The 20,755-nt window shown below is 47.0% G+C and carries 23 protein-coding genes; 9 read left to right on the forward strand and 14 right to left on the reverse strand.

The window, feature by feature from the left end; all coding sequences use genetic code 11:
* Positions 1 to 39: 39 nt before the first annotated feature.
* Positions 40 to 1,026, reverse strand: coding sequence for a recombination regulator RecX (recX, locus tag HCN83_RS09545; protein WP_425483609.1), 987 nt, complete (start codon positions 1,024 to 1,026; stop codon positions 40 to 42).
* Here recX and HCN83_RS09550 point away from each other — a divergent pair.
* Positions 941 to 1,846, forward strand: a complete 906-nt coding sequence (locus tag HCN83_RS09550) for a TIGR01777 family oxidoreductase (RefSeq protein ID WP_168006684.1) — start codon at positions 941 to 943, stop codon at positions 1,844 to 1,846. The two genes, recX and HCN83_RS09550, sit on opposite strands and share 86 nt — an antisense overlap.
* Before the next feature lie 609 nt (positions 1,847 to 2,455).
* Entirely contained in the window at positions 2,456 to 3,319 is an 864-nt protein-coding gene (locus HCN83_RS09555; RefSeq protein ID WP_168006686.1) for a hypothetical protein, read from the forward strand.
* 129 nt (positions 3,320 to 3,448) lie between these two features.
* Here the strand turns inward: HCN83_RS09555 and treR are convergent, their stop codons facing one another.
* From treR to HCN83_RS09595, 8 genes are all read right to left on the reverse strand, one after another.
* Complete coding sequence (gene treR / locus HCN83_RS09560) at positions 3,449 to 4,165, reverse strand: trehalose operon repressor (protein WP_168006688.1); 717 nt, start codon at positions 4,163 to 4,165, stop codon at positions 3,449 to 3,451.
* Between the two features lie 14 nt (positions 4,166 to 4,179).
* Positions 4,180 to 5,850 (reverse strand): alpha,alpha-phosphotrehalase, encoded by a 1,671-nt coding sequence (treC, locus tag HCN83_RS09565; protein ID WP_168006796.1) that lies wholly within the window; start codon positions 5,848 to 5,850, stop codon positions 4,180 to 4,182.
* Positions 5,851 to 6,632: 782 nt separating this feature from the next.
* Positions 6,633 to 7,907, reverse strand: coding sequence for a (Fe-S)-binding protein (locus HCN83_RS09570; RefSeq protein ID WP_168006798.1), 1,275 nt, complete (start codon positions 7,905 to 7,907; stop codon positions 6,633 to 6,635).
* Positions 7,908 to 7,956: 49 nt separating this feature from the next.
* The gene (gene glcD, locus HCN83_RS09575) at positions 7,957 to 9,381 is read right to left on the reverse strand and encodes a glycolate oxidase subunit GlcD (protein ID WP_168006690.1); all 1,425 of its coding nucleotides are present in this window, start codon (positions 9,379 to 9,381) and stop codon (positions 7,957 to 7,959) included.
* Positions 9,382 to 9,469: 88 nt separating this feature from the next.
* On the reverse strand, positions 9,470 to 10,537 hold the full coding sequence (locus HCN83_RS09580) for a sugar diacid recognition domain-containing protein (RefSeq protein ID WP_168006692.1): 1,068 nt from the start codon (positions 10,535 to 10,537) through the stop codon (positions 9,470 to 9,472).
* Between the two features lie 48 nt (positions 10,538 to 10,585).
* Complete coding sequence (locus HCN83_RS09585) at positions 10,586 to 10,825, reverse strand: hypothetical protein (RefSeq protein ID WP_168006694.1); 240 nt, start codon at positions 10,823 to 10,825, stop codon at positions 10,586 to 10,588.
* Between the two features lie 153 nt (positions 10,826 to 10,978).
* Entirely contained in the window at positions 10,979 to 11,290 is a 312-nt protein-coding gene (locus HCN83_RS09590; protein ID WP_168006696.1) for a hypothetical protein, read from the reverse strand.
* A gap of 82 nt (positions 11,291 to 11,372) precedes the next feature.
* Entirely contained in the window at positions 11,373 to 12,212 is an 840-nt protein-coding gene (locus HCN83_RS09595) for a pirin family protein (RefSeq protein WP_168006698.1), read from the reverse strand.
* A gap of 174 nt (positions 12,213 to 12,386) precedes the next feature.
* On the opposite strand from HCN83_RS09595, the gene HCN83_RS09600 reads away from it, so the two are divergent.
* Positions 12,387 to 12,665: a hypothetical protein gene (locus HCN83_RS09600; RefSeq protein ID WP_168006700.1), complete on the forward strand. Its 279-nt coding sequence runs from the start codon at positions 12,387 to 12,389 to the stop codon at positions 12,663 to 12,665.
* An 83-nt stretch (positions 12,666 to 12,748) separates the two neighbouring features.
* Complete coding sequence (locus HCN83_RS09605) at positions 12,749 to 13,237, forward strand: hypothetical protein (protein WP_168006702.1); 489 nt, start codon at positions 12,749 to 12,751, stop codon at positions 13,235 to 13,237.
* 436 nt (positions 13,238 to 13,673) lie between these two features.
* On the opposite strand, the gene HCN83_RS09610 is transcribed toward HCN83_RS09605, so the two are convergent.
* Positions 13,674 to 14,138 carry a hypothetical protein gene (locus HCN83_RS09610; RefSeq protein ID WP_168006704.1) on the reverse strand — a complete coding sequence of 155 codons (465 nt, stop codon included), beginning with the start codon at positions 14,136 to 14,138 and terminating at the stop codon, positions 13,674 to 13,676.
* A 44-nt stretch (positions 14,139 to 14,182) separates the two neighbouring features.
* Positions 14,183 to 14,887 (reverse strand): TIGR02206 family membrane protein, encoded by a 705-nt coding sequence (locus tag HCN83_RS09615; protein WP_168006706.1) that lies wholly within the window; start codon positions 14,885 to 14,887, stop codon positions 14,183 to 14,185.
* Positions 14,888 to 14,996: 109 nt separating this feature from the next.
* Between HCN83_RS09615 and HCN83_RS09620 the strand changes: the two genes are divergently transcribed.
* Positions 14,997 to 15,179, forward strand: a complete 183-nt coding sequence (locus tag HCN83_RS09620; RefSeq protein ID WP_168006708.1) for a hypothetical protein — start codon at positions 14,997 to 14,999, stop codon at positions 15,177 to 15,179.
* A gap of 196 nt (positions 15,180 to 15,375) precedes the next feature.
* Here the strand turns inward: HCN83_RS09620 and HCN83_RS09625 are convergent, their stop codons facing one another.
* Positions 15,376 to 15,723 carry a hypothetical protein gene (locus HCN83_RS09625; RefSeq protein WP_168006710.1) on the reverse strand — a complete coding sequence of 116 codons (348 nt, stop codon included), beginning with the start codon at positions 15,721 to 15,723 and terminating at the stop codon, positions 15,376 to 15,378.
* 181 nt (positions 15,724 to 15,904) lie between these two features.
* Between HCN83_RS09625 and HCN83_RS09630 the strand changes: the two genes are divergently transcribed.
* Positions 15,905 to 16,888 carry a Gfo/Idh/MocA family protein gene (locus HCN83_RS09630; RefSeq protein ID WP_168006712.1) on the forward strand — a complete coding sequence of 328 codons (984 nt, stop codon included), beginning with the start codon at positions 15,905 to 15,907 and terminating at the stop codon, positions 16,886 to 16,888.
* Positions 16,889 to 16,991: 103 nt separating this feature from the next.
* On the opposite strand, the gene HCN83_RS09635 is transcribed toward HCN83_RS09630, so the two are convergent.
* The gene (locus tag HCN83_RS09635) at positions 16,992 to 17,681 is read right to left on the reverse strand and encodes a YjjG family noncanonical pyrimidine nucleotidase (protein ID WP_168006714.1); all 690 of its coding nucleotides are present in this window, start codon (positions 17,679 to 17,681) and stop codon (positions 16,992 to 16,994) included.
* A gap of 150 nt (positions 17,682 to 17,831) precedes the next feature.
* Here HCN83_RS09635 and HCN83_RS09640 point away from each other — a divergent pair, with 150 nt between their 5' ends.
* The 3 genes from HCN83_RS09640 to HCN83_RS09650 all read left to right on the forward strand — a co-directional run bounded on the left by HCN83_RS09640 (position 17,832) and on the right by HCN83_RS09650 (position 19,492).
* On the forward strand, positions 17,832 to 18,104 hold the full coding sequence (locus tag HCN83_RS09640; RefSeq protein ID WP_168006716.1) for a hypothetical protein: 273 nt from the start codon (positions 17,832 to 17,834) through the stop codon (positions 18,102 to 18,104).
* Positions 18,105 to 18,367: 263 nt separating this feature from the next.
* The gene (locus HCN83_RS09645; protein WP_168006718.1) at positions 18,368 to 18,748 is read left to right on the forward strand and encodes a VOC family protein; all 381 of its coding nucleotides are present in this window, start codon (positions 18,368 to 18,370) and stop codon (positions 18,746 to 18,748) included.
* 210 nt (positions 18,749 to 18,958) lie between these two features.
* On the forward strand, positions 18,959 to 19,492 hold the full coding sequence (locus HCN83_RS09650) for a hypothetical protein (RefSeq protein WP_168006720.1): 534 nt from the start codon (positions 18,959 to 18,961) through the stop codon (positions 19,490 to 19,492).
* 251 nt (positions 19,493 to 19,743) lie between these two features.
* Here the strand turns inward: HCN83_RS09650 and HCN83_RS09655 are convergent, their stop codons facing one another.
* Positions 19,744 to 20,730: an oxidoreductase gene (locus HCN83_RS09655; protein ID WP_168006722.1), complete on the reverse strand. Its 987-nt coding sequence runs from the start codon at positions 20,728 to 20,730 to the stop codon at positions 19,744 to 19,746.
* Positions 20,731 to 20,755: the final 25 nt, after the last annotated feature.

Genomic DNA, 20,755 nt, shown 5'->3' on the forward strand with positions numbered 1-20,755 from the left:
CCTCTCCCGTTACTAACAGTATACGCGGATTTCATACGATCATAAAGAATCTGAGCTCTCCATTTCCTCCAGAAAAATGTCAATATGTTCAGCTGGAAATCCTTTTTGATAAAGTCCTTGTTTAACGCGCTGTTTTCTTTCCCGTTCTGATTTGGATTGATGTTTGCGCCAGAGTTTTTCTCCTTGGGCCCGGACTGCTGCCAGTTCCTCTTCTTCATCTGATTCTATATCTGCCTGCTCTAGAGCTTTTGACGCGATATCCATGGAATATCCTTTCTGCAGCAAAAACTGCATCAGCTTCTGCTCTTTTCTGCGCCTGGATTCCCGTTTATACGATTTTTGCTTTTTTTCGACAAGCTCAACTGCAAGTTCTACGGCTTCCTCTTCACTATACTGCTCCATTGCGTCTTCCATCTCCTTTCCTGATATACCTTTTTGTTTCAGCTCCTGCCTGATGGTGCGCGGGCCTTTCCTGGATTGATCTTTTTTCGTACGGACGAACGCTTCAGCAAAACGACCGTCATTAACAAAGTCAAGTTTACGCAGTCTTTCGATCATGTCAGCTGCATCTTCTTCCTCGACATGTTCATGTCCAAGAATATAGTCTTTCAGCTCCTTCTCGGAACGCATCCGGTAGGAAAGATAATTCAGCGCACGCTGATATACTTTTTCAACATCATCGCGAGATTTCAGTCTGGTAATTTCTTCTTCTGTCAGTTCTTTTCCTTTCATCAGGTCTTCCGAAACAATCATATCTTCCGAAACTGAAAAAGCATATTCTTCTTTTCCGTTTTTCTCTAAATGAATGTGATATCGCTGCTTTGTTTTCTTCGCCGCAGTGATTTTCGCTATTTTTGGCAAAGCCGGCCCTCCGTTCCTACGTTTCAACTGGGTAAGATTAAGGAATACTATACATAACCTTAAACCAGGAGGGGTTGTAATGAAAGTGGCAATCGCAGGCGGCTCCGGGCTGCTCGGCAAAGAACTTACGAAAAAACTGTTATATAAGGGGCATGACGTATACATCCTTACTCGAAACCCGCACAACAAAAAACCGTCTGACGGTATTTTTTATGTGGAATGGCTGACTGCTTCTGCAGAGCCGGAGAAACAGCTGGAAGGAATCGATGCGTTCGTTAACCTTGCTGGAGAAAATTTAAATTCCGGGCGCTGGACAGAGGATAAAAAACAGGAAATCCTCGACAGCCGGATCGATGCAACCCGTGAAACGATTCGCATTCTCGGTGCATTAGAGAAAAAACCCGAAGTGCTGATTAACGGCTCGGCAGTAGGCTATTACGGCACATCCTTCACTGAAACATTCACTGAGTCCGATACAGAACCCGGTGATGACTTTCTCGCTGACGTCGTAGTGAGATGGGAAGAAGAAGCAGATGACGCACCAGATAATATACGCGTCGTTAAAACACGCTTCGGTGTCGTTTTATCCGGTGAAGGCGGTGCATTAAAGAAAATGCTCCCTGCATTTAAACTTGGCGGGGGCGGCCGCATCGGCACAGGACAGCAGTGGATGTCATGGATTCATATAGAAGATGCTGCCCGTGCGATTATTCACTGCATTGAAAACGATGAATTCTCCGGTCCTGTTAATGTAACGGCTCCATCTCCGGAAAAAAATGAGGTGTTTGGCAAGACGTTGGCTGATGTGTTAAACCGGCCATTCTGGGCACCGGTTCCATCCAACCTGGTTAAGCTGGCTCTGGGTGATATGAGCGTTCTCATTCTCGAGGGACAGCAGGCAGTGCCGCAAAAGCTGCTCGATCATCAATTCGAATTTTCGTTCCCGGTTCTTGATGAAGCGCTCTATGATTTAATCGGTCATTAACTAATCAAAGAAGCTGGAATGCAAAACTGCACATAAGCTTATTACCAGTAAAACCGCTAAATGGAAGCCGATCGTGCGGTCCTAACCAGGTACGTGAAACGCACTGCCAGCTGCTGACATCGGAGGATCTCGACTCCCTCGGGAGGATCAGAACGAGGCAAAGATCCGGTGGACAGCAGAAGGAAAAGCCGAGCCCGTTCCCTCCGGAAAGCGAGTGTCCGAAGATACAGGCAGATGCAACGTTATTCACCGAAAATGACTTTATCAACAATCTGAAAATCACCTGTGCACTTATGCACAGGTGATTTTCATGCTTATAAACGTTAATACGCCTGAAAATATGTTTTTTATGCGCATTTGTTATTAAAACTGATTCAAGTGCTGTTCGTCTCTTTTAATAAACATACATATAATCGGAATCCTGTTGTTAATAGAATGACTTCAAACCTGCTTGGTGACGCTTCCTAATTAAGCTCAGGTACCCCCACCTAGCTCTTTCTCATACGCAATTCTGCATATTTCTGGCAGTCTATCCTACACATACGCTGTCAGGTCAGGTAAGATAGAGAGAGAACGTGAAACTGTCAGTTTCTGAAGGGAGAGATGTATATGCAAACCCTGCCTCCAAGCTTTTTAGGGAAAAAAGTATATATGGATGGTGAAAAGAAACAATACTACGTCGTCAAATATGAGGATAAAAAGGGGAAACGATCTGTCGATGTGTTATTATTTGAACATGAAAATCCTGTGATCTTCGGGTCTCTCGATTATACTGGACGTTTTCTTGACTCCTTTTATCTCTCCAACCGAACGACGAAGGCTTCAGGTGAAGCGGTTGAACAATTCCGCGTGATGCAGTCGAGGAGAAAGCAGCACCGAATGACGCAGGATGATTTAAAAGACGCATTAAAAAGCGAAGATGATGCGAAAAAGAAAAATAAAAAGATTGTGAAGCTTCTGCTTGATGAGCATCTGGAAGACATTAAAAACGGGTGGCCTTCAAGATTGATCGCTCTTCAGCGCGAAGAAGACGGTGCAGAGGATTCTCTTATCATGAATACACTCCTGGAAGCAACCGGTACAGCAAACCCGAAAAAAACGTATGAATACTTGAAAACACATCGGTTGGATGATCTTGTCCCAACGCTCGGCTTTTATACAGATCAGCACCCGGAGCTGATAGAAAAAGTATCTGCCGATTATTTTGACGTAAATAAAGGAGCTGTGCTTGAGGCATTTCTGCAGGAAACCGCAGGAGTCGTTCCCATGGAGAAAGAAAAAGAAATCGAACAGCTCCTCGTTACCGGCGAGCAAATTGATCAGCGTTACGGCCGAAGAACGTTGAAAAGCCTGCTTCGCGTCCTGTCAAGGCGGGTCAAGCAGGAAAAGGAGCAGACGATGAAAGAATGGCTGTATACGATCACCGTAGACAAAAAGCTGAAGCAGGCCATCGTCCAGTCATTAAAAAAGTAAAGAATTCCGACCGGTTCGCATAAACTGCGACCGGTCTTTTTCTTCGTTTGTGTGAACGTATCCGCTGCTTATTTAATTTCTTTTTTGCACGAAGACGGGCTCCCCTGAACAGAGAGCCCGGTGTTTCAGCTATGCCTTTGTTCTTCTGGCGAAATCGACAAACTTAAACTTATCCGGGCGGTGTCTTGATTCCGTGTACTGAAACAGGCTGGCATCATCAAAATAGACGAAGTTTTTAACGACTACTACCGTTTCATATCCTTCCAGATCAAGATAATTCCGGTCTTCCTCAGTCGGCGCTTCCACCGTAATTTCTTTCCTGGCAAAGCTGATGGCCATACCAAGTTCATTTTCAATATAATCGTAAATGGACCCGCGGCAAATTTCTTCCGTCAGGTTATCCACGTACATTTTCTTGAAAAAATCTTTATCAAAAATGATTCGCTCCCCATCGATTTCCCTTATCCGGTGAACTTCCCAGATAAACGAATCCGGAGCAGCCTGCAGAGCTCCCTGCAAGCTGCTGTCCGGATGAATCAGTGCCAGCTTTTCTACTTCGGTCACAGCGTTTCCGCCAAGCATATCGGCGAGCTCAGTGAAACTGACAAGACCGGATACCGGAAAGTCAAATTTACGTGCATCCAGCACAATCGATCCTTTTCCCTGTACTTTCTGAATAAAGCCATTTTGGGCGAGCTGGCTTAGCGCTTTGCGGATCGTTTCTCTCGATGTCTGAAACCTCTCCACGAGATCATGTTCGGAAGGCAGCTTGCTGCCGGGTTCAAAGCCCCCGCCCTGGATTTGATCCGCTATCTCCTTGTAAATCTGCAGATATTTATTCTGCATAGCTTCCACCTGCCTTACTTAGTCAAAATAAAAGCGGCTGTTTCATACGGTTTAAGGCGCATCGTGTCATTCCAGTCTGTATTGGCGTAGTTGCCAATCAGACGCTTCGCCTGCTTCATGTGAAGTTCATCCGGGATCGGGAACAGCACATCTTCTCCGTAAAAGTTATTCAAAACAAGCAGGACTTCATTCTGATAGCGTCTGACATAGGCAAATACGTTCTGATCATCCGGACTGAGCAGCTCGTAGCTTCCAAACGTAATGATATCGTACTTTTTGCGCAGCTGTATCAGCTGTTTGTAAAAGTAGAAAATGGACTCCGGATCCTCGATAGCTGCTTCCGCGTTAATCGACTCATAGTTTGGTGCAGCTGGTATCCAAGGGGTTCCGGTTGTAAATCCACCGTGACGGTCCGCATTCCATTGAACCGGTGTTCTCGAATTATCACGTGATTTTGCACGGATGACAGGCATAATTTCTTCATCCGTTTTTCCTTCTGCTTTTTTCGCTTCATAATAATTTAACGTTTCCACATCCCGAAAACTTTCAATGCTCTCGAATCCTGGATCTGTCATTCCGAACTCTTCACCCTGGTAAATGTAAGGTGTACCCTGCATGAAATGCATACAGGCAGCGAGCATTTTTGCAGATTCACGGTGGTAACGCTCATCATCTCCATAACGGGTTACGACTCGGGGCTGATCGTGGTTGCACCAGAAAAGCGCATTCCAGCCGCCACCTTCATGCATACGCACTTGCCACTCCGATAAAATTTGTTTTAATGCGTAAAAATCAAAATCAGCCAGCGCCCACTTTTCCCCATTTGGGTAATCGACCTTTAAATGATGAAAATTGAACGTCATACTGAGCTCATGTCTGTCAGGACGCGTGTAGTTGATACAATGATCAATCGTTGTCGAACTCATCTCACCAACAGTCATCGCATCATAATGCGAAAAGACCGCTTGGTTCATCTCCTGCATAAACTCGTGAACACGGGGTCCGTCTGTATAAAATTTTCTGCCGTCACCAGGCGGTACAGATCCATCGTCATTTGGAAAGCGCTGATCTTTTGAAATCAGGTTAATGACATCCAGTCGGAAGCCATCGACGCCCTTTTTAAACCAAAAGTGCATCATATCGTAAACATCCTGTCTGACCTGTTCATTTTCCCAGTTCAGATCAGCCTGAGTCACATCAAACAGATGCAGGTAGTACTGAGCTGTTTTTTCGTCAAACTGCCAGGCGTTGCCGCCGAATTTGGACTGCCAATTTGTTGGCTCTTCCCCATCAATCGGGTCTTTCCAGATGTAATAGTTTCGATAGGCGCTGTCCTTAGACGAGGCCGCGCGTTGAAACCACTCGTGTTCTGTAGACGTATGATTTACAACAATATCCATGATCAGCTTAATATCACGGGAATGTGCTTCTTCAAGCAACCTGTCAAAATCTTCCATGCCTCCGTATTCCTCATGTATACTGAAATAATCACTTATGTCATAGCCGTTATCCCGCTGCGGTGATTTATATGGCGGTGTCAGCCAGATCACATCGACCCCGAGCGTTTTTAAATAATCCAATTTCTCAATGATACCTTGTAAGTCGCCTGTTCCGCTGCCTGTTGTGTCATTGAAGCTTTTCGGATAAATCTGGTAGACAACCGCCTTGCGCCACCATTCATTCATATCATTCATGTGTCAGCCTCCTCGTATCAGTATCTGCCTGCATTATAACTTGTATATACAAGATAGTAAAGCTGCATGTCCGCTGTATTTCCTTTCCCTCTGCCGGGAGCAGGCAAGCTCCTTTTTCGTCACAGAAAGTTGTTTCGATGACCACCCGAAAGAAATCAACGTTACTATCCTGTAAGAAAGGTCAAAATGCAAAGCAAAAAGTCTTTCCACTTACATGTTTATTCGTTTGGTTGTATTTCCCCTCTGTTAACCGGCGTAAGCTTGCCGTGGGCTGGCCTTCAGCTATTTCTCAGGGTGACGTGACCCCTGAGAAAGGATCTTCAAGCTGCGCGGCTTCCACAGGCGTCCCCGCCGGACACGAAGGGAAAATGGATTTGTTTGTTGGAGAAAAACATTCCGATCGGTAGATACGACTGTTTCATGGTATATACGTTGAAGCACAGGTAATCCCTATTCGACATTGAAGCGTTGTCTATATAAAGGTTCCACCCATATGGAACAAGCACGTGTGAATCATCACCAGGCGTTTCAACCGGACTGCCAGCTGCCAAATTGAAGGATCTCGACTCCAGGAGGATCAGAACGAGGCGAAGATCCAGCGCTTCTGACGAAAGGAAGAAGCGGTTAGCTGAGGCCGTTCCCTCCGGAAAGCGAGTGTCCGTAGATGCAGGCAGATGCAACGTTATTCACCTGAAATTACTTTATCAACAGCCTGAACCCTGTCACTTTGGTGACAGGGTTCAGGCTGTTTGACCGCTTTTAGAGAGTATCCTTCATTTCGCAGCGGTTCCTGCAAGCTCAGCCTGTTTTAACGCTTCTGCTGCTAAATCGACGATATGCACCGCACGTACACTTTCCGTTAGTCCTTCCCGTTCAATGCCCGCTTTCATTTGCAGCAGACATCCTGGATTAGATGTGACAATGATGCCGGCCTGAATATGGCGGACGTCTGTCATTTTTTTATCTAATATCTTCATGGCCATCTCAGGCTGAACCAGATTATAAATGCCGGCTGAACCGCAGCATTGTTCTTTATCCGGCATTGCTGCGTAGGTGACCCCGTCAATACTGCGCAGCAGTTTCTCCACGTTGCCTTTTTCCTTCATTACATTCTCCAAATGACACGAAGGCTGATACGTCACCAGCTCGGCTTCGAGCTTCATCGGCGGAAGCTCAAGCTCCACGAGCAGAGTGCTGATGTCTCCCACTTTCGCCGAAAAGGCTTTAGCTCGCTCCACCCATTCAGGTTCTTCCTTCAACAAAAACGGATATTCCTTCAAACCTGCTCCGCACCCTCCGGCATTGGTGACGATAAAGTCTGCATCGATCTGTTCAAAAGCTTCAATATTTTGTTTGGCAAGCTTTACAGCCCCATCCGTTTCACCAGCATGCGCATGCAGGGCTCCGCAGCACTGCTGTGTATCAGGAACTACTACTTCGCAGCCGCTTTTTTCAAGAAGGTAGAGTGTATTCTGATTGGTTTCCGTGAACATCGTGCTCATTAAGCAGCCATCGAAAAAGGCTACCTTTTTTATTGGATTGTCCTGAAAGACAGCCTGAACAGGCGGACGTACAGCCTTTTTTGGCGGAGCTGCTCCAGGCATGACTCGTTCCATGATCGCTGCTTCTCCTGGCAGCATGCGAAACGCACCGCTTTTTCGCATCAGCTTCTGTACAGGCGTTTTTTCATACATCCATCTCATCCGGTGAACGGTTTCCATCCTGCTTCTGTCCAGAAAGAGCCATTGAAAGACAGCCTTGCGCAACATTCGGATCGGCAAAGAATGGCTTTTATGCTCCTGAATAACGGCTCGCGCCTGTTCCAGTATATGACCGTAGTTCACACCTGACGGACAAGCCGGTTCGCACGCCCGGCATCCAAGGCACTCATTCAGCTGAGCCTCCACCTCCTCATCCGGCTCTTTTTTTCCATCTGCAACGGCTTTCATTAAGGCGATTCTTCCACGAGGTGAGCTCGCTTCATTTCCCCCGGTCTGAATATAGGTCGGACAAGCCGGAAGGCAAAATCCGCATCTTGTACAATTCATCAGTTCTTCATAATCAACCCGGCTTTTGAAGTCTTCCTTAAGTGATGATTTACCCACGGGAGCCACCTCCAAGTACAATACGTTTTTTCGTATCCTTCGCAAATATCTTGCCAGGGTTCAATATGTTGTCCGGATCAAGTGCCTGCTTGACAGCTTTCATCGCTTCCACTCCGGCATGCCCCAGCTTCCATTCAAGATAAGGGGATTTCATCTCACCGACTCCATGCTCTCCTGTGATGGTCCCTCCCAGATCGACTGCTTTGGCGAAGATCGCTGCAAAGGCTTCCTCGACCCGTTCCATTTCTGCGTGATCGCGTACATCTGTCATACACGTCGGATGCAGATTACCGTCTCCAGCATGCCCAAACGTACAAATTTCCACCTCATAAGCAGCAGCAGTCTCTTCGATAAAGCGGACCATCTCAGCGAGTTTTGACCGAGGTACGGTAGCATCTTCGAGAAGTGTCGTCGGGCGCCTTCTTGCAAGCGCTGTAAGTGCAGAACGTCTCGCTTCTGTGAGTGCAGCCGCTTCTTCCTCATTTTGAGCAAGCCGGACTGAGATGGCACCATGCTCCTTGCAAATCTGCTGCATCGCTTCCATATGACGCTGAACTACTTCCGGCTCGCCGTCCTGTTCCATCAGCAAAACAGCTCCTGCTTCTACGGGCAGACCGATTTGGGCGAAATCCTCCACTGCCTGAAGGGTAGGCTGGTCTACAAATTCGAGCGTAGCCGGGATAATTTTGTCCGCGATAATGGCAGAAACAGACTCTGCCGCCTGCTCCATATTATGAAAAAGGGCGAGCGCTGTCTGCTTGGTTTCCGGTTTGGGGACAAGCTTTAAAATCGCTTCTGTCACAATACCGAGGGTTCCTTCCGCTCCTGTCAGCAGCTTTGTGAAATCATAGCCCGCAGTATCTTTCGCAAGTTTTCCCCCTGTCCGGATCACTTCTCCGTTTGCCAGTACGGCTTCCAGCCCGAGCACGTAATCTTTTGTCACCCCATATTTCAGTCCTCTGAGACCGCCGGAGTTCTCGTTGATATTACCTGCAATCGTCGATATCTTCATAGAGCTTGGATCCGGCGGATAAAACAATCCTTCTGCTTCCGCTCGTTTAGTAATATCGAGCGTGATGACACCAGGCTGAACAGTCATCGTCAAATTTTCCTTATCCACTTCCAGAATTTGATTCATATGCGTGAAAACCATGACAATTCCACCCTGTGAAGGGACTGTACCCGCACAAAGATTCGTGCCTGAGCCTCTTGGGATCACAGGAATCCGGTGCTCACGGCAAACGTTGATAATTTGCTGAACTTCCTGAACTGATGCAGGTCTGATAACCCCGTCAGGTTCAGACTGAAATCCCGGTGTGGCATCATATGAATACACAACCCGTTGTTCATGCGTATCTGAAAATCGCTCTTCTCCAGTGATGGCGGTTAATTGTTCTTTAATTGTCTGATCCAGCATAAAAAAGCCCCTCTCCACGATGTTTATACATGAGTATACGCAAAAAAGGGGTAAATAGATATATTGCTTCAACTAGTTAATAGCGTTATTATTGATACATTTTTGGTTGATCTAACAATTTCACAACAATAACAAGAACAGACAGATCCTCGCCACGTTTCCAGGACAGTCCTGTCCGCTCTTCGAGTCCTGCCAATCTGTACTGCACCGTGTTCACATGCACCTTCAGCTCAGCAGCTGTTCGTTTCAACGAATATCCAAGCTTCAGAAATACGCCAAGCGTTTCAAGGAGCACGGGCTCATGCCGCAGAGCGGTATCATCAATCAGCTTCTGCTTCGTCCGGTCTGACAGCTCGTGCAGCAAAAGCTCCAGTGAGAGGGACTGATACACGACCAGTCCGCCATCCGAATGCTGAGAAGCTGCCTCCGCTTCCTCCAGCATGTTGGAAAAGTGACTGCCTGGCCTGGAAAGCCCTGCTCTTTTTACTACTGCCCTTTGCCTGACCATGTAGCTGATAAACTGTGCCGAGTGCTCGACGGCTTTTTCACCGGGCCAGATACATACATATTGATCGTACCTCCATTTTGTAATGAACCCGGTAAACTGCTCTGGATAAGGCAATTCGTCCGGCTCCGGCTGCACCAGCTCTAAGACAAGTATACTGTAAGTACTGTCAGGATTAAATCCAAGTCTTGCAGTGAGCTGCTTCTGTTCTGCTGAATCTTCCTGCACTGTCAGAAGCTCATGCAGCAATCTCTCTCCCGCATACCAACGCAGCCGAAGCGCTTCTGCACTGAACAGTTTTTCGATAAGTAACTCTGTCATTTTCTGAAGCAGCGCACCGTATGTACCCGTTTTTTCACGGCTTCCAGTAATACCAAGCACACCGATTAAGCTCCCTCTAAATGCCAGCGGAAGAACGGTACCAGCTTTGACAGAAGCATCTTCACACGCCTCTGCTTCGCTGATCGTTTTTGGTTTACCTGTCGTCATTACTTCACGGCCCGGGAGATGCCGGCTTCCGATTCGGCCAGCATCCGTAGCTGCGGTAATATAGCCATCTTTATCGATGACGATAATTTCTTCTTCAATCACGTCCGATGCCTCTGCTACGATTCTTGCCGCCAGATCTTCTGATATAACCAGACCGCTCACCACCTCACCGCATAAATTCGTTCTGTAGAAAGCACTTTTGTAACCTGACTATTCTTTCTTCTGTAAGCTCACGGCAACAGGCGAGGCTGCGTAAGCAACAGCAAGAGCAACAGCCAGTAAAATAAGAGAAACGGCGTTGTCCACATTTCCGGCTTCGCCGATTAAATAGGCTGCCCCTACGGATCCAAACAACAGCAGTCCCTGCATTCTTCTCGATTTTTTAGTAGGAACGAGTTCCTTATTGCAGCTGCTGCAGGTCAGACTCCGGTTTAATTGAAGCAGCTGCATGTAGGACAACTCTGAGCGACAAATTGGACATTGTTTCATCTATTCCACCTCTTCCCGGATTCAGTATAGCATAATATACAGAGCGCAAAAAAAGCGCTCCGGTAAAGTCCGGAGCGCTTCACAATTATCATTGGGGGGAGTTTTTGTGCGCGTTTATTTAATGACTTGCTTCTCTGAAGGATATGTGACATCCCTGGTTCGGTAGCGGTCAAATCGTCTGCGGATATCTTCACCCGCGAGTGCTGCCGGTACCATGATCATGCCTGAAAACATGAGTGCCGTGATCAACCAGACAGCATAGCTGAACTGCATGATAGGAAAAACGACGACGGCGTGCATGAGTACAACGGTAAGCGGCAAGGCTAACAGAGTAATATACTGGTTCCGGATTAAAAAACCTGCGCCGAAACCAACGAATAAACTGATAACCGGCATTACAAAAAGGACAAGCTGGGTGGTAGTCATGGTGTTCTCCTCCTTGCGTTAATTTAAACAGTCAAGGACTGATAAACACCTATACCCGTTATCAGAATTTTCAATCATTTATCTATTGGGACGAAGGGCCGAATTTGCCATTCCGGTAATCGATCATTGCCTGCTCGAGTTCGGCTTCTGTATTCATCACGAAAGGTCCGCCGGCAGCGACCGGTTCCTGAATTGGTGCCCCGGAGTAAAAAAGCATTCGCATTCTGGAAGCTGCCTTCACATGGATGCCGCTTTCTCCATCCCCGGGTGTTTCATAGATTGCTGTACCGGACCGCTCCATTTCTGAACCGCCTTCTCCAGCCTGAACCGTGCCAGCAAGAACATAACTGAATACAAATTCATTTCCGGGAAACGGAATGGTGAACTCTGCTCCCTTTTCCAGGTAAAGCTCTGCCATTCTGAAAGGATAAATGCTCTCTGCCGGACCTTTAACGCCATTAAATTCTCCACTGTATATTCGCAGGTGTCCTCCAGGAATATCAACGACCGGGGCATCTTCCAGCCGGATATTCTGATAGAACGTGTCGGAAAATTTATCTTTTTTCGGCAGGTTCAGCCACAGCTGCAGCGTATGAATCAAATCATCATTGTACGCTTCCTCTGCATGTCTCGCAGCTCCACCGGCATTCATATACTGCACGTCGCCTGCGTCCAGTATCGAATAGCCGCCTGCATTATCACTGTGCTCCAGACGTCCATCAATGACGTAGGTTATAGTTTGGAATCCACGGTGCGGATGATCTGAAAACACCCCCCGCTTAAACCAGTCTTCAGCCATTAGCAGAAAAGGATCTACCTCTTTCATTTTTTCAGGCGGCAGCACGAATCCTTGCTGCATATGCGGAAGTCCCGGATTTCGGTATTGCACGTGCCAAAAATCTTTAACAGATCGTAAGTTCATTCATAATCGTCTCCTCTCAATCTAACCATATTATCTTTCCTTTATACCATATCTGCACTTAACTTACAAAAAGTAAGTTTAGTGCAGATTAGACTTTGTGAACAGCAGTTAGTGACGCTCCTCTATTTCATGCTATACTGATAAAAAGCGTGCGAATTAAGCGCAGGAGGTTCAATGGATGTGAAAATTTACTTGATTTCACTTCAGCTGCTGTATGGAGCAGCAATCCCCGCATGGGTAATTGTGTGGCTTATCGCCTTAATGACTCTTGATGCAGGCTTTCAACTGTGGAATGTTATGTTTTTCAGCTTAACTACATTATTTCCTGTTGTGGCAGGGCTGAGTGCTGTTTATGCATGGAAATCACTGGATCATCCGCGCCGGGCTGCAATGATCAATGCTCTGCCTATTCTTTGGACCGCCCTCATTTTTTATTACGCTTCGTATATGTAAATCAATTCAGCCGGAAGTAGTTCCATTCCGGTATTTTTTGTGACGTAATGCCCCACGTATTTTTAAATCAAGGAGCTGAAAGCATGAAATTGAAAGTTACAGCTGCTATATTGTTTGCGGCTGCACTCATTGCATCGATCGTATTTTACCAGATTTACATAGCAGCATATGCACACCCGGTTGAAACAGTGATGGCAATAGCTACCGCGGCGGTCGCAGCCGTTTTTCTGACGGTAGCGATGATCGTTCCGCAGCGCCTGAAGCTAGTGACAGGCATTTCCATCACACTTTTTTTTGCCGTACTTCTCGTAGGGATAACGTTTTGGCTTGTTCGGCCTTATCAGTTGATTTACACTGAATTGCCGGAGCGTGAAGCCACTCTCGAATCCCATCTGGAAGAGCAATATCCGGAACGGGAATGGGAAATCAGCAGAAGTCAACTTGAAACTCATCCGATTTTTATGTTTGAGGTCGTGTTTGACGATGAACCTCAGCGCCCTTATCTTTACTTAATGGACCAGGATACGATGGAAGGGGAGTCTGATATCGAACCCCACGTTCCTGCTGAATAATTACTGATTTATTTAAACTTAAGGCTGCCTTGAAAATAGCTCGTAGCTGTCCCACTCTCGGCGAAGGCTTACCCAAGGGCTTGTTCTCGACTAATGTTGGCGAAAGAGCGTGTCGCCAACATGGATTCTCGCACTGCGCTGATCCTTTGGGTGTCCTCGCCTTCGTTTCACAGCGTTCGAGATGTTCATCTTTCATGGTGCAGGTTGTCATGGCATGAGTGTCTCTGTTTATGACTGGTGTTAACAGGAATAACATACTCCTGCCGCTGCTGTTTTTCGCTTGCGGCAAGCCTGCCGAGTTGCAGTGGCGTATCCTTCTGTCAGCAATAAACGTTAACAGAGATAAACTTAAAAAGATCCCGGCCTCTGTTATCTCAGTGACCGGGATCTTTTATTTCTTTATTTAGCGTCGGCAATTTTCGTGCTGGGAGCATGTTTACGTTTCCGCCTCTATTAAAGCCAGCGTCTCAGCTGGTGCATCCATCATCGTCGGATAGCTGACAAAGACGTACAGCATAATAAATACAGAAACGAGAATCAGAATGACAGCAATCGTCCGCCTGCCTCTTGTTTCACTATTCATCCGCAGTGCATATAAAATCGCAGCACCTGCTGCTGCAAGCAGCACGACACTTGAACCGGCTGCCCTTTCCAGTTCATCTGCCTGAGCCATAGCCAGCATAATGAGGAACTCGCTCGTTTCATCCATATTTGCTGTATCTGCTGTGACAGTTTCCGCATGAAACATACCCTTTTCAAACTGTATTTCGTCGCCCTGTTCTTCATACTGCACCGTTCCGGGGTAAACCCCCGCAAAGTGAATGAGAAGCAGCGCAATCGCCGCAGCGCCGATTAATCCTCCGGAAAGGAGAAGATAAAGGCGCCTGCTTTTTAACATCATCGTTCGCTTCCCCCCTGCCCGAATTAGCATCCTTGGTTACTTTATCACGCCGGGGGCTTTTTACGCCAGTCTCCAAATATGAGCCAGAGCAGAAGAAAAGCTGCAGCTGCCGTTACTTCCATGCCGATAATATGCCACGGCTGACCGCCGAATAAATCCAGCAGGCTTGTCCCGTCCGGTCTGTCCATAATAAACCAGTAGTTGCCTCCGGTCATTCTGTTGACGAACCAGATAAAAGGAAGCAGTATATTCAGGATGAGCAGCGTCAGCCATACCGATCGGAAGGAGAGCGAAAAGCGGTGCAGCCACAAAAAGTAAAATCCTGTTACAATAATCGCCCCGTGAGTAAGGAAAAAATGAAAATAACGGGCGTGAGGCAGTCCAAATGAAAGGACCGGCGTCAAAAATGCCATCATTGCACTTGCAATTCCTGCCATAAAAACTACTTCGAAAACGAATTGATTTCTGGTGAGCAGAAGAACGATCGTAAATATAACCATAATATTGCTCAATTCAAGCGGAAGCGCATGATGAATATCCCAGCGTCCGGTTATGAAAAGCCAAAGCTGATACCAGACCTCCAATCCGGCAAGCAGCAGAGCCGCAGTCAGCTCCAGTTTTCTGTTTGGTGAACAGTTTTTACACAGCCGGACGAATGCGATGGCTGCTGCCAGCAGAGCCAGTGCGGCTGCGTGCTGCCAGTCAAACATTGTAAAAGGCGCTTCTGAAGCATTTCCGCCGAAAAACACTCGTATCCCTCCTGATTTATCCTATACGGACGTTTAATATGGCAAAAAGCCGGTTATAGTTATACTAGTTACCTATCTTTAAAGTCAACTTAGAAAGGAGTGATCATTCTTGGATAAGCAATATTCCCTGATTGTACTCGATGCAGAAGGTGAGACACAGGATATTCTGGACCCTAGAAACGGTCAGGCACTGGAGGAGCTTTCCGCAGGTGATCTTCAGTCTGCACGCGTTTTTTATGATGAACTGAAAGAGGCTTATAAAGATTTTTCCGTTAAAATGCTGCTGAAGTAACGATAAGCGTCAGCGTTTGTAAAGTCAGTTCGTTTTGCTGAAAGGATGGGATTTTCAGAAAAACGCATGATTTCAAATTCCGGCCTGCCGTCTTACCTGACTAAACCATTCAGACTTTTTGTCCGAAAGCTGCCATTATATTACTCATATATTGCATGGAAAGACAGGGATCAAGCTGGTGCTTATTTCTGTCTTTTTAATTCGTTTCATAGACAACCATCGTATCAATCACTGCCCTCCGCTGCTCCTCCATGGATTCCGGATCCATGACCCACACCTCTACTTCCATTCCGCGTCTCACAGACGAAACGGTGACCGGTTGCTCATCTGATGCTACTATGACAGAATCTAAATGCTCGATTAACCAGATAAGCTGCTGCTCTGATTCATCTCTGTCCGTTCGTATTTGAATTCGTCCGTGGCTGTGCTGATGATCCACGACCGTTCCAAACAGGTGCGGATGGTCATCTGGGACAGATGTTTGCATACATCCCGGAAGTAACAGACTGTTGAACAAGAGTATGACGGCTGCCATCCTGATCATATCAGTCCCTCCCGTCGAAATGCCTTAAGTACGAATCTATTCCCGCACTTTCAAGCTTCAAACCGTGCTTCTTGGCTTCGTCAGCTTGATTACGTCAAAAATAAATCAAACTTGCAGGAATCCGGCCGTTCGTATGGAATTTGTCTATAATGAACCAGATTATCTTAAGGAGGAGTCAATGATGCAGCAGATTAAATGGGGAATACTCAGTACAGCAGGCATTGCACGAAAGCAAATGGTTCCGGCCATTAAAGAAGCCGGGAATACCATGCTCCACGCGGTTGCCAGCGAAAGCGGAAAAGCTGCTGACACAGCCGCTGAATGGGGTGCATCGGTTCATCACGATTCCTACGAAGCACTATTGAACGATCCGGACGTTGATGCCGTATATATACCTCTTCCAAATGCGCTTCACAAGGAATGGGTGATCAAAGCGATGCACCATGGCAAGCATGTGCTGGTCGAAAAACCTGCGGCAGTAACGTCTGATGACATCCGGGAAATACGCGAAGCCGGCAAAGAAACAGGCATGACGTGGATGGAAGGCTTTATGTACCAATTTCATCCGCAGCATAGCTATGTGAAAGAACTGATTGAAAAGGGAACAGTTGGAGCCGTTCAAAAAATGCGTGCTACTTTTTCTTTCCCGCTTGATCTGACGAGCTCAAACATTCGGCTGGACTCGTCTTTAGGAGGCGGCAGCCTCTACGACGTCGGCTGCTACTGTGTTCACGCCTGCCGGCACATCATCGGACAGGAACCGGAAGCAGTCGTTGGAACAGGCCGAAAGCAAAGTGGAACAGGTGTGGATATTTCCACCTCTGCCCTTCTTACTTTCCAAGATATTGATGCTGTCATCGATTGCAGCTTTAACGAGTCTTCTTTAAACCGGTACGAGGTTTCTGGCACCAAGGGTCGAATTGAAGTGCCATTTGCGTTTCGACCGGATCAAAACCCGGATAATGGAGAAGGACTTGTTATTGTGAGAGACGAGAACGGACGGGAAACGGAGCGCAAAACGTTTGCAGGGAATCAGTTCACTCTTCAGATTGAACACTTTTCCCAGTGCCTGATCGACGGCACTCAGCCGGTATATACTCCGGAAAGCACGCATAACAACATGAAAGTGATCGAAGCGGTATACGCTTCCCAGGAACAGATCTGACTCCCTCCTGGACTCAGCCGTTGAAAGCATGCTTCACTTTCAGCTTTATTAAAACTGTTAAGCCCGCACCTTCTAACAGGTTCGGGCTTAAGTGGGCATAACGTTAAACAGTCTTCAATCCGGTAAAATCTGCTGTTTTCAGCTCCTGAAGCCGGTGGATCTCCAGATCTGCCTGGTGCAGCAGTGTCTCTTTCGCCGGGTTAAACCAGACTGTCGTAATACCGGCGCGAACGCCTCCTTCTATATCCGCGGTTAAGCTGTCGCCTATAATAGCCGTTTGGCTGCGATCTGTTTGCTGAAGCGTTGTGAAAACATGATCAAAAAAGTGCTCGGACGGCTTAGCACTTCCAATATCGCCCGATATAAAGAGCTGGTCAAAACAATCTGTCAGCCCGGCGTTCGCCAGCCTCCGCCTCTGTGTCCCGCCTATTCCATTTGTCACCGCACAAATACTGGTGCTCTTTGAGAGATGCTTGAGAATCTCTTCCGCGCCATCGATCAAATACACATTCTCTTCCAATCCCTGCCTGAATAATCTGTCGGCCTCTGCTCCGGGCACGTCTTTGCCAAAGGCTGAAAAGGTCTGATTGAACCGCTCCGATATCACATGTTCTTTTTCAATATTTCCTTCCTCGTATTGCTTCCACAAGGAACGATTCGTCTTCTGATAATAGTCGCGAATTTCTTTTTCAAATGTAAAGCCATAAGCTTCAAACACGTGTTGAAGCGACTGTTCGGCCGATCGCTTAAAATCGAGCAGCGTATCATCCAGGTCAAATAACATCGTCTTCATTATGTCCCTCCTGCAGCATCTGATTCCGTTCAGTATATCACGCTTCTCTCTGAAGCGTCCCGGACACTGCAAAAGCCGGAAGCGCCATATCCATTTCTTTACAATATGATAGAATAAAATGTGTCTTTCGAATAAACCAGGAGGCTGCCTATGATTCGTATCGTACGCTACATCAGCAATATCGTGACAGGGGTCATCGTGTTTCTTTTTGCTTTTTTAATGAGCGGCGCTCTAGTTGAGGAATCCCGCCTTATCCCTTCCAGATGGTACTACTTTCTCCTGGCCGCAGTATGGATCACGGGCTTATTCTGGCAGATAAAACCACGCATGCGTGCCTGGGGCATCATTATTACGATGCTTCCTACTGCATATATTTTAATTGCTTTTTATCTCGCCTGGATGTTTCAGAATACTTTAGTCTAATCTTGCTTCTGCCCTTGAGATAAGCTGTTTAATTTATTCAGCTTTTGCCTGAGAAAGTCAGGTCGGTTTCTATTTAACTAATAAACGAAATGACTAGCTTGTATGAACACCACGAAAATTTCCGTAAATTTCTATTTGTCCACTGACAAAGTGATGCTGTGGGTCATTACTCACATGTGTCTCTAAATCCTCGTCATAATAGCGCTTGCTACCGTACAGACTTTCTAAAAAGACGAATGCAGCCATAAGGAGGAATGTCCGTCATGCATATTCAAGGGTTGCACCATGCGCAGATCACGATTCCAAAAGGAACGGAACAGGAAGGCCGGGAGTTTTATTGTGATTTACTCGGATTGAAGGAAATTGAGAAGCCTGATTCCCTCAAAGGGCGGGGCGGATTCTGGCTGCTTGCCGGAAATCTGCAAGTGCACGTCGGTACCGAGGATGGAGACGCCAGAAGCTCTACTAAAGCGCATTTGGCTTATAGAGTGACCAGTCTTGAAGCGTGGAAAGATATGCTTCAAAAGCAGGGGCTTGTTCCGGAGGAATCTGTCCCTGTTCCCGGCATGAATCGGTTTGAATTCCGGGACCCGTTTGGAAATCGTGTTGAACTGCTGGAAGTAACGGAAGACCCTGCTTCCTGACAGGCTGATAGCGCTATGGATAGGGAATCTTCTCTTTCTATAGCGCTATTTTTAAAGAAGCAGATTGGTTCAGGCCTGAAACCGGGTATGGTAAACTGTACGTATACTGAAATCATGCCTTGCAGAGGCCTATTACCTACTCTTTATATGCTGCTATGACTGTAACCTGCTTTTCAGCCTCCGCGGGCTGCAGGGAGGAATGAGGACCAAATGTTTGGACTGTTTTATCGTACGTATCAGACTTGGCAGATTCCGGAATTCCGTATCACCGACTCCCCTTACATCATTAAAGCTGTCCAGGACCGGGATTCATTTATGGACGTCACTGACATTTTAGGCGGAGCAGGCTCTATGGGAAAGTATGTATTTTATGAAGCTTCCCGGGATATTTTACTCGTTTTCCGTTTTCCACTGTCCAACTATGTGAACATTTATGTGCATCTCCGTGGCGCAGACGGCAAATTTGGCCAGGATGACGGCATCAAAGTAGCCACTGTCACGCTCTCCAGTATTAAACCAGAAGAGCACAGCGTAGATTATCATTTAAATGGCTGGTGGATTCCGCTTTTAAACGGCTTTTTCCTGTATTTAATTGATGATATGAAGCATCAGGAAACAGGCAGAGAACCTCGCGTGAACACTTCACGGCTGCGGGAGCTTGAAAATCAGTCGCTTCAGATTAAGGACAAGCTGCCTGAGCTGTTCCGCTCCCGGAAGAGTCAGGGAGGCAGACAGCCAACGTAATATCCGTCCCATCCTTTTAACAACATGTCTTTTTCTCACCTCCTGAGCTGATCCTGATTCACGCCCAGGGGGTATTTTCATGAGATAAAGCATGCTACAAAAGGGTCTTTCGTATCCTTTGCTGCAGCTTAAAAGCCGGAGACCTGAATCAGGCCTCCGGTTTTCCATATTAGAATAAGATTCATTCAAACGTCTGTGGTGAAGCAGCGTAAGACTGCTGACAGGCATTCTCCAGCTTCTATCTCAGCAACTTATTTCTGCAAATTCACAATAACGCGGCCCCTGATTTTACTCTCGAGAATATCATTAAGCGCCTGCTGTAAACCATTAAGACTAATTTCTGTCGCTGTTTCCTCCATGTGGCGGGGTTTCAGACTTCCTGCACATCTGGACCAGACTTCTTTCCGAAGAGGCATTGGGCAGTAAGCAGAGTCAATCCCAAGTAAATCCACCCCTCTCAGAATGAACGGCATCACCGTGGTCGGCACTTCCACACCAGCTGTGAGACCGGAAACAGCCACACTGCCATGCTGCTTCACGTTGCTGAGAATAGCCGCGAGCACCTTTCCTCCAGTTGGATCCACCGCAGCTGCCCACTTTTGTTTATCAAGCGGCCTGATTTTTTCAGGAGTGACATCCTCCCTTCCGACCACTTCTTCTGCACCGAGCTTTTTCAAATAAGCTTCTTCTTCAAGACGTCCCGTACTCGCTGTGACATGATAGCCTCTTCCCGAAAGCATATCGACAGCCATAGAGCCCACTCCGCCGGAAGCTCCTGTAACCAATATCGGCTTATCTTCCGGGGTCAGGCCATTTTGCTCCAAACGGTGGATGGACAGAGCCGCAGTAAAACCGGCGGTACCGATTATCATCGATTCTTTCAGCGAGAGGTTGTCAGGAAGACTGACGACCCAGGCAGCCGGCACGCGTGCATACTGACTGTAACCCCCGTCATGCGCAGTGCCGAGATCATAGCTTGTACAGATAACCTGCTGACCTTTACTAAAATCAGGGGAGTCAGAATGCTCAACGGTTCCCGCCAGATCGATCCCTGGTATCATTGGATAGTCCTTTGCTATCTTTGCTTTTTTATGAAGCGCAAGCCCGTCTTTATAGTTTACTCCTGAATAATGGACCTTGATCAATACTTCTCCTTGAGGAAGATCCTCCACGGTTCGCTTGACCAGTGATCCCGTTCCTTCTCCCTCTGTCTGAAACGCATGAAACTGTTCTGACATGATGAGCCTCCTCTGCAGAATATCT

It is taken from the genome of Alkalicoccus luteus (genome assembly GCF_012034335.1).
In the GTDB taxonomy this organism is placed as follows: Bacteria; Bacillota; Bacilli; order Bacillales; family Salisediminibacteriaceae; genus Alkalicoccus; species Alkalicoccus luteus_A.

Bases quoted from the DNA above. Each gene is read 5' to 3' on its own strand.
- HCN83_RS09550 (WP_168006684.1), top strand. From the start codon at position 941: ATGAAAGTGGCAATCGCAGGCGGCTCCGGGCTGCTCGGCAAAGAACTT.
- recX (WP_425483609.1), bottom strand. From the start codon at position 1,026: ATGTATACGTCATGCCCCTTATATAACAGTTTTTTCGTAAGTTCTTTG.
- HCN83_RS09555 (WP_168006686.1), top strand. From the start codon at position 2,456: ATGCAAACCCTGCCTCCAAGCTTTTTAGGGAAAAAAGTATATATGGAT.
- treR (WP_168006688.1), bottom strand. From the start codon at position 4,165: ATGCAGAATAAATATCTGCAGATTTACAAGGAGATAGCGGATCAAATC.
- treC (WP_168006796.1), bottom strand. From the start codon at position 5,850: ATGAATGAATGGTGGCGCAAGGCGGTTGTCTACCAGATTTATCCGAAA.
- HCN83_RS09570 (WP_168006798.1), bottom strand. From the start codon at position 7,907: ATGAATTGTACAAGATGCGGATTTTGCCTTCCGGCTTGTCCGACCTAT.
- glcD (WP_168006690.1), bottom strand. From the start codon at position 9,381: ATGCTGGATCAGACAATTAAAGAACAATTAACCGCCATCACTGGAGAA.
- HCN83_RS09585 (WP_168006694.1), bottom strand. From the start codon at position 10,825: ATGCAGCTGCTTCAATTAAACCGGAGTCTGACCTGCAGCAGCTGCAAT.
- HCN83_RS09590 (WP_168006696.1), bottom strand. From the start codon at position 11,290: ATGACTACCACCCAGCTTGTCCTTTTTGTAATGCCGGTTATCAGTTTA.
- HCN83_RS09595 (WP_168006698.1), bottom strand. From the start codon at position 12,212: ATGAACTTACGATCTGTTAAAGATTTTTGGCACGTGCAATACCGAAAT.
- HCN83_RS09600 (WP_168006700.1), top strand. From the start codon at position 12,387: ATGGATGTGAAAATTTACTTGATTTCACTTCAGCTGCTGTATGGAGCA.
- HCN83_RS09605 (WP_168006702.1), top strand. From the start codon at position 12,749: ATGAAATTGAAAGTTACAGCTGCTATATTGTTTGCGGCTGCACTCATT.
- HCN83_RS09610 (WP_168006704.1), bottom strand. From the start codon at position 14,138: ATGATGTTAAAAAGCAGGCGCCTTTATCTTCTCCTTTCCGGAGGATTA.
- HCN83_RS09625 (WP_168006710.1), bottom strand. From the start codon at position 15,723: ATGATCAGGATGGCAGCCGTCATACTCTTGTTCAACAGTCTGTTACTT.
- HCN83_RS09630 (WP_168006712.1), top strand. From the start codon at position 15,905: ATGCAGCAGATTAAATGGGGAATACTCAGTACAGCAGGCATTGCACGA.
- HCN83_RS09635 (WP_168006714.1), bottom strand. From the start codon at position 17,681: ATGAAGACGATGTTATTTGACCTGGATGATACGCTGCTCGATTTTAAG.
- HCN83_RS09640 (WP_168006716.1), top strand. From the start codon at position 17,832: ATGATTCGTATCGTACGCTACATCAGCAATATCGTGACAGGGGTCATC.
- HCN83_RS09645 (WP_168006718.1), top strand. From the start codon at position 18,368: ATGCATATTCAAGGGTTGCACCATGCGCAGATCACGATTCCAAAAGGA.
- HCN83_RS09650 (WP_168006720.1), top strand. From the start codon at position 18,959: ATGTTTGGACTGTTTTATCGTACGTATCAGACTTGGCAGATTCCGGAA.
- HCN83_RS09655 (WP_168006722.1), bottom strand. From the start codon at position 20,730: ATGTCAGAACAGTTTCATGCGTTTCAGACAGAGGGAGAAGGAACGGGA.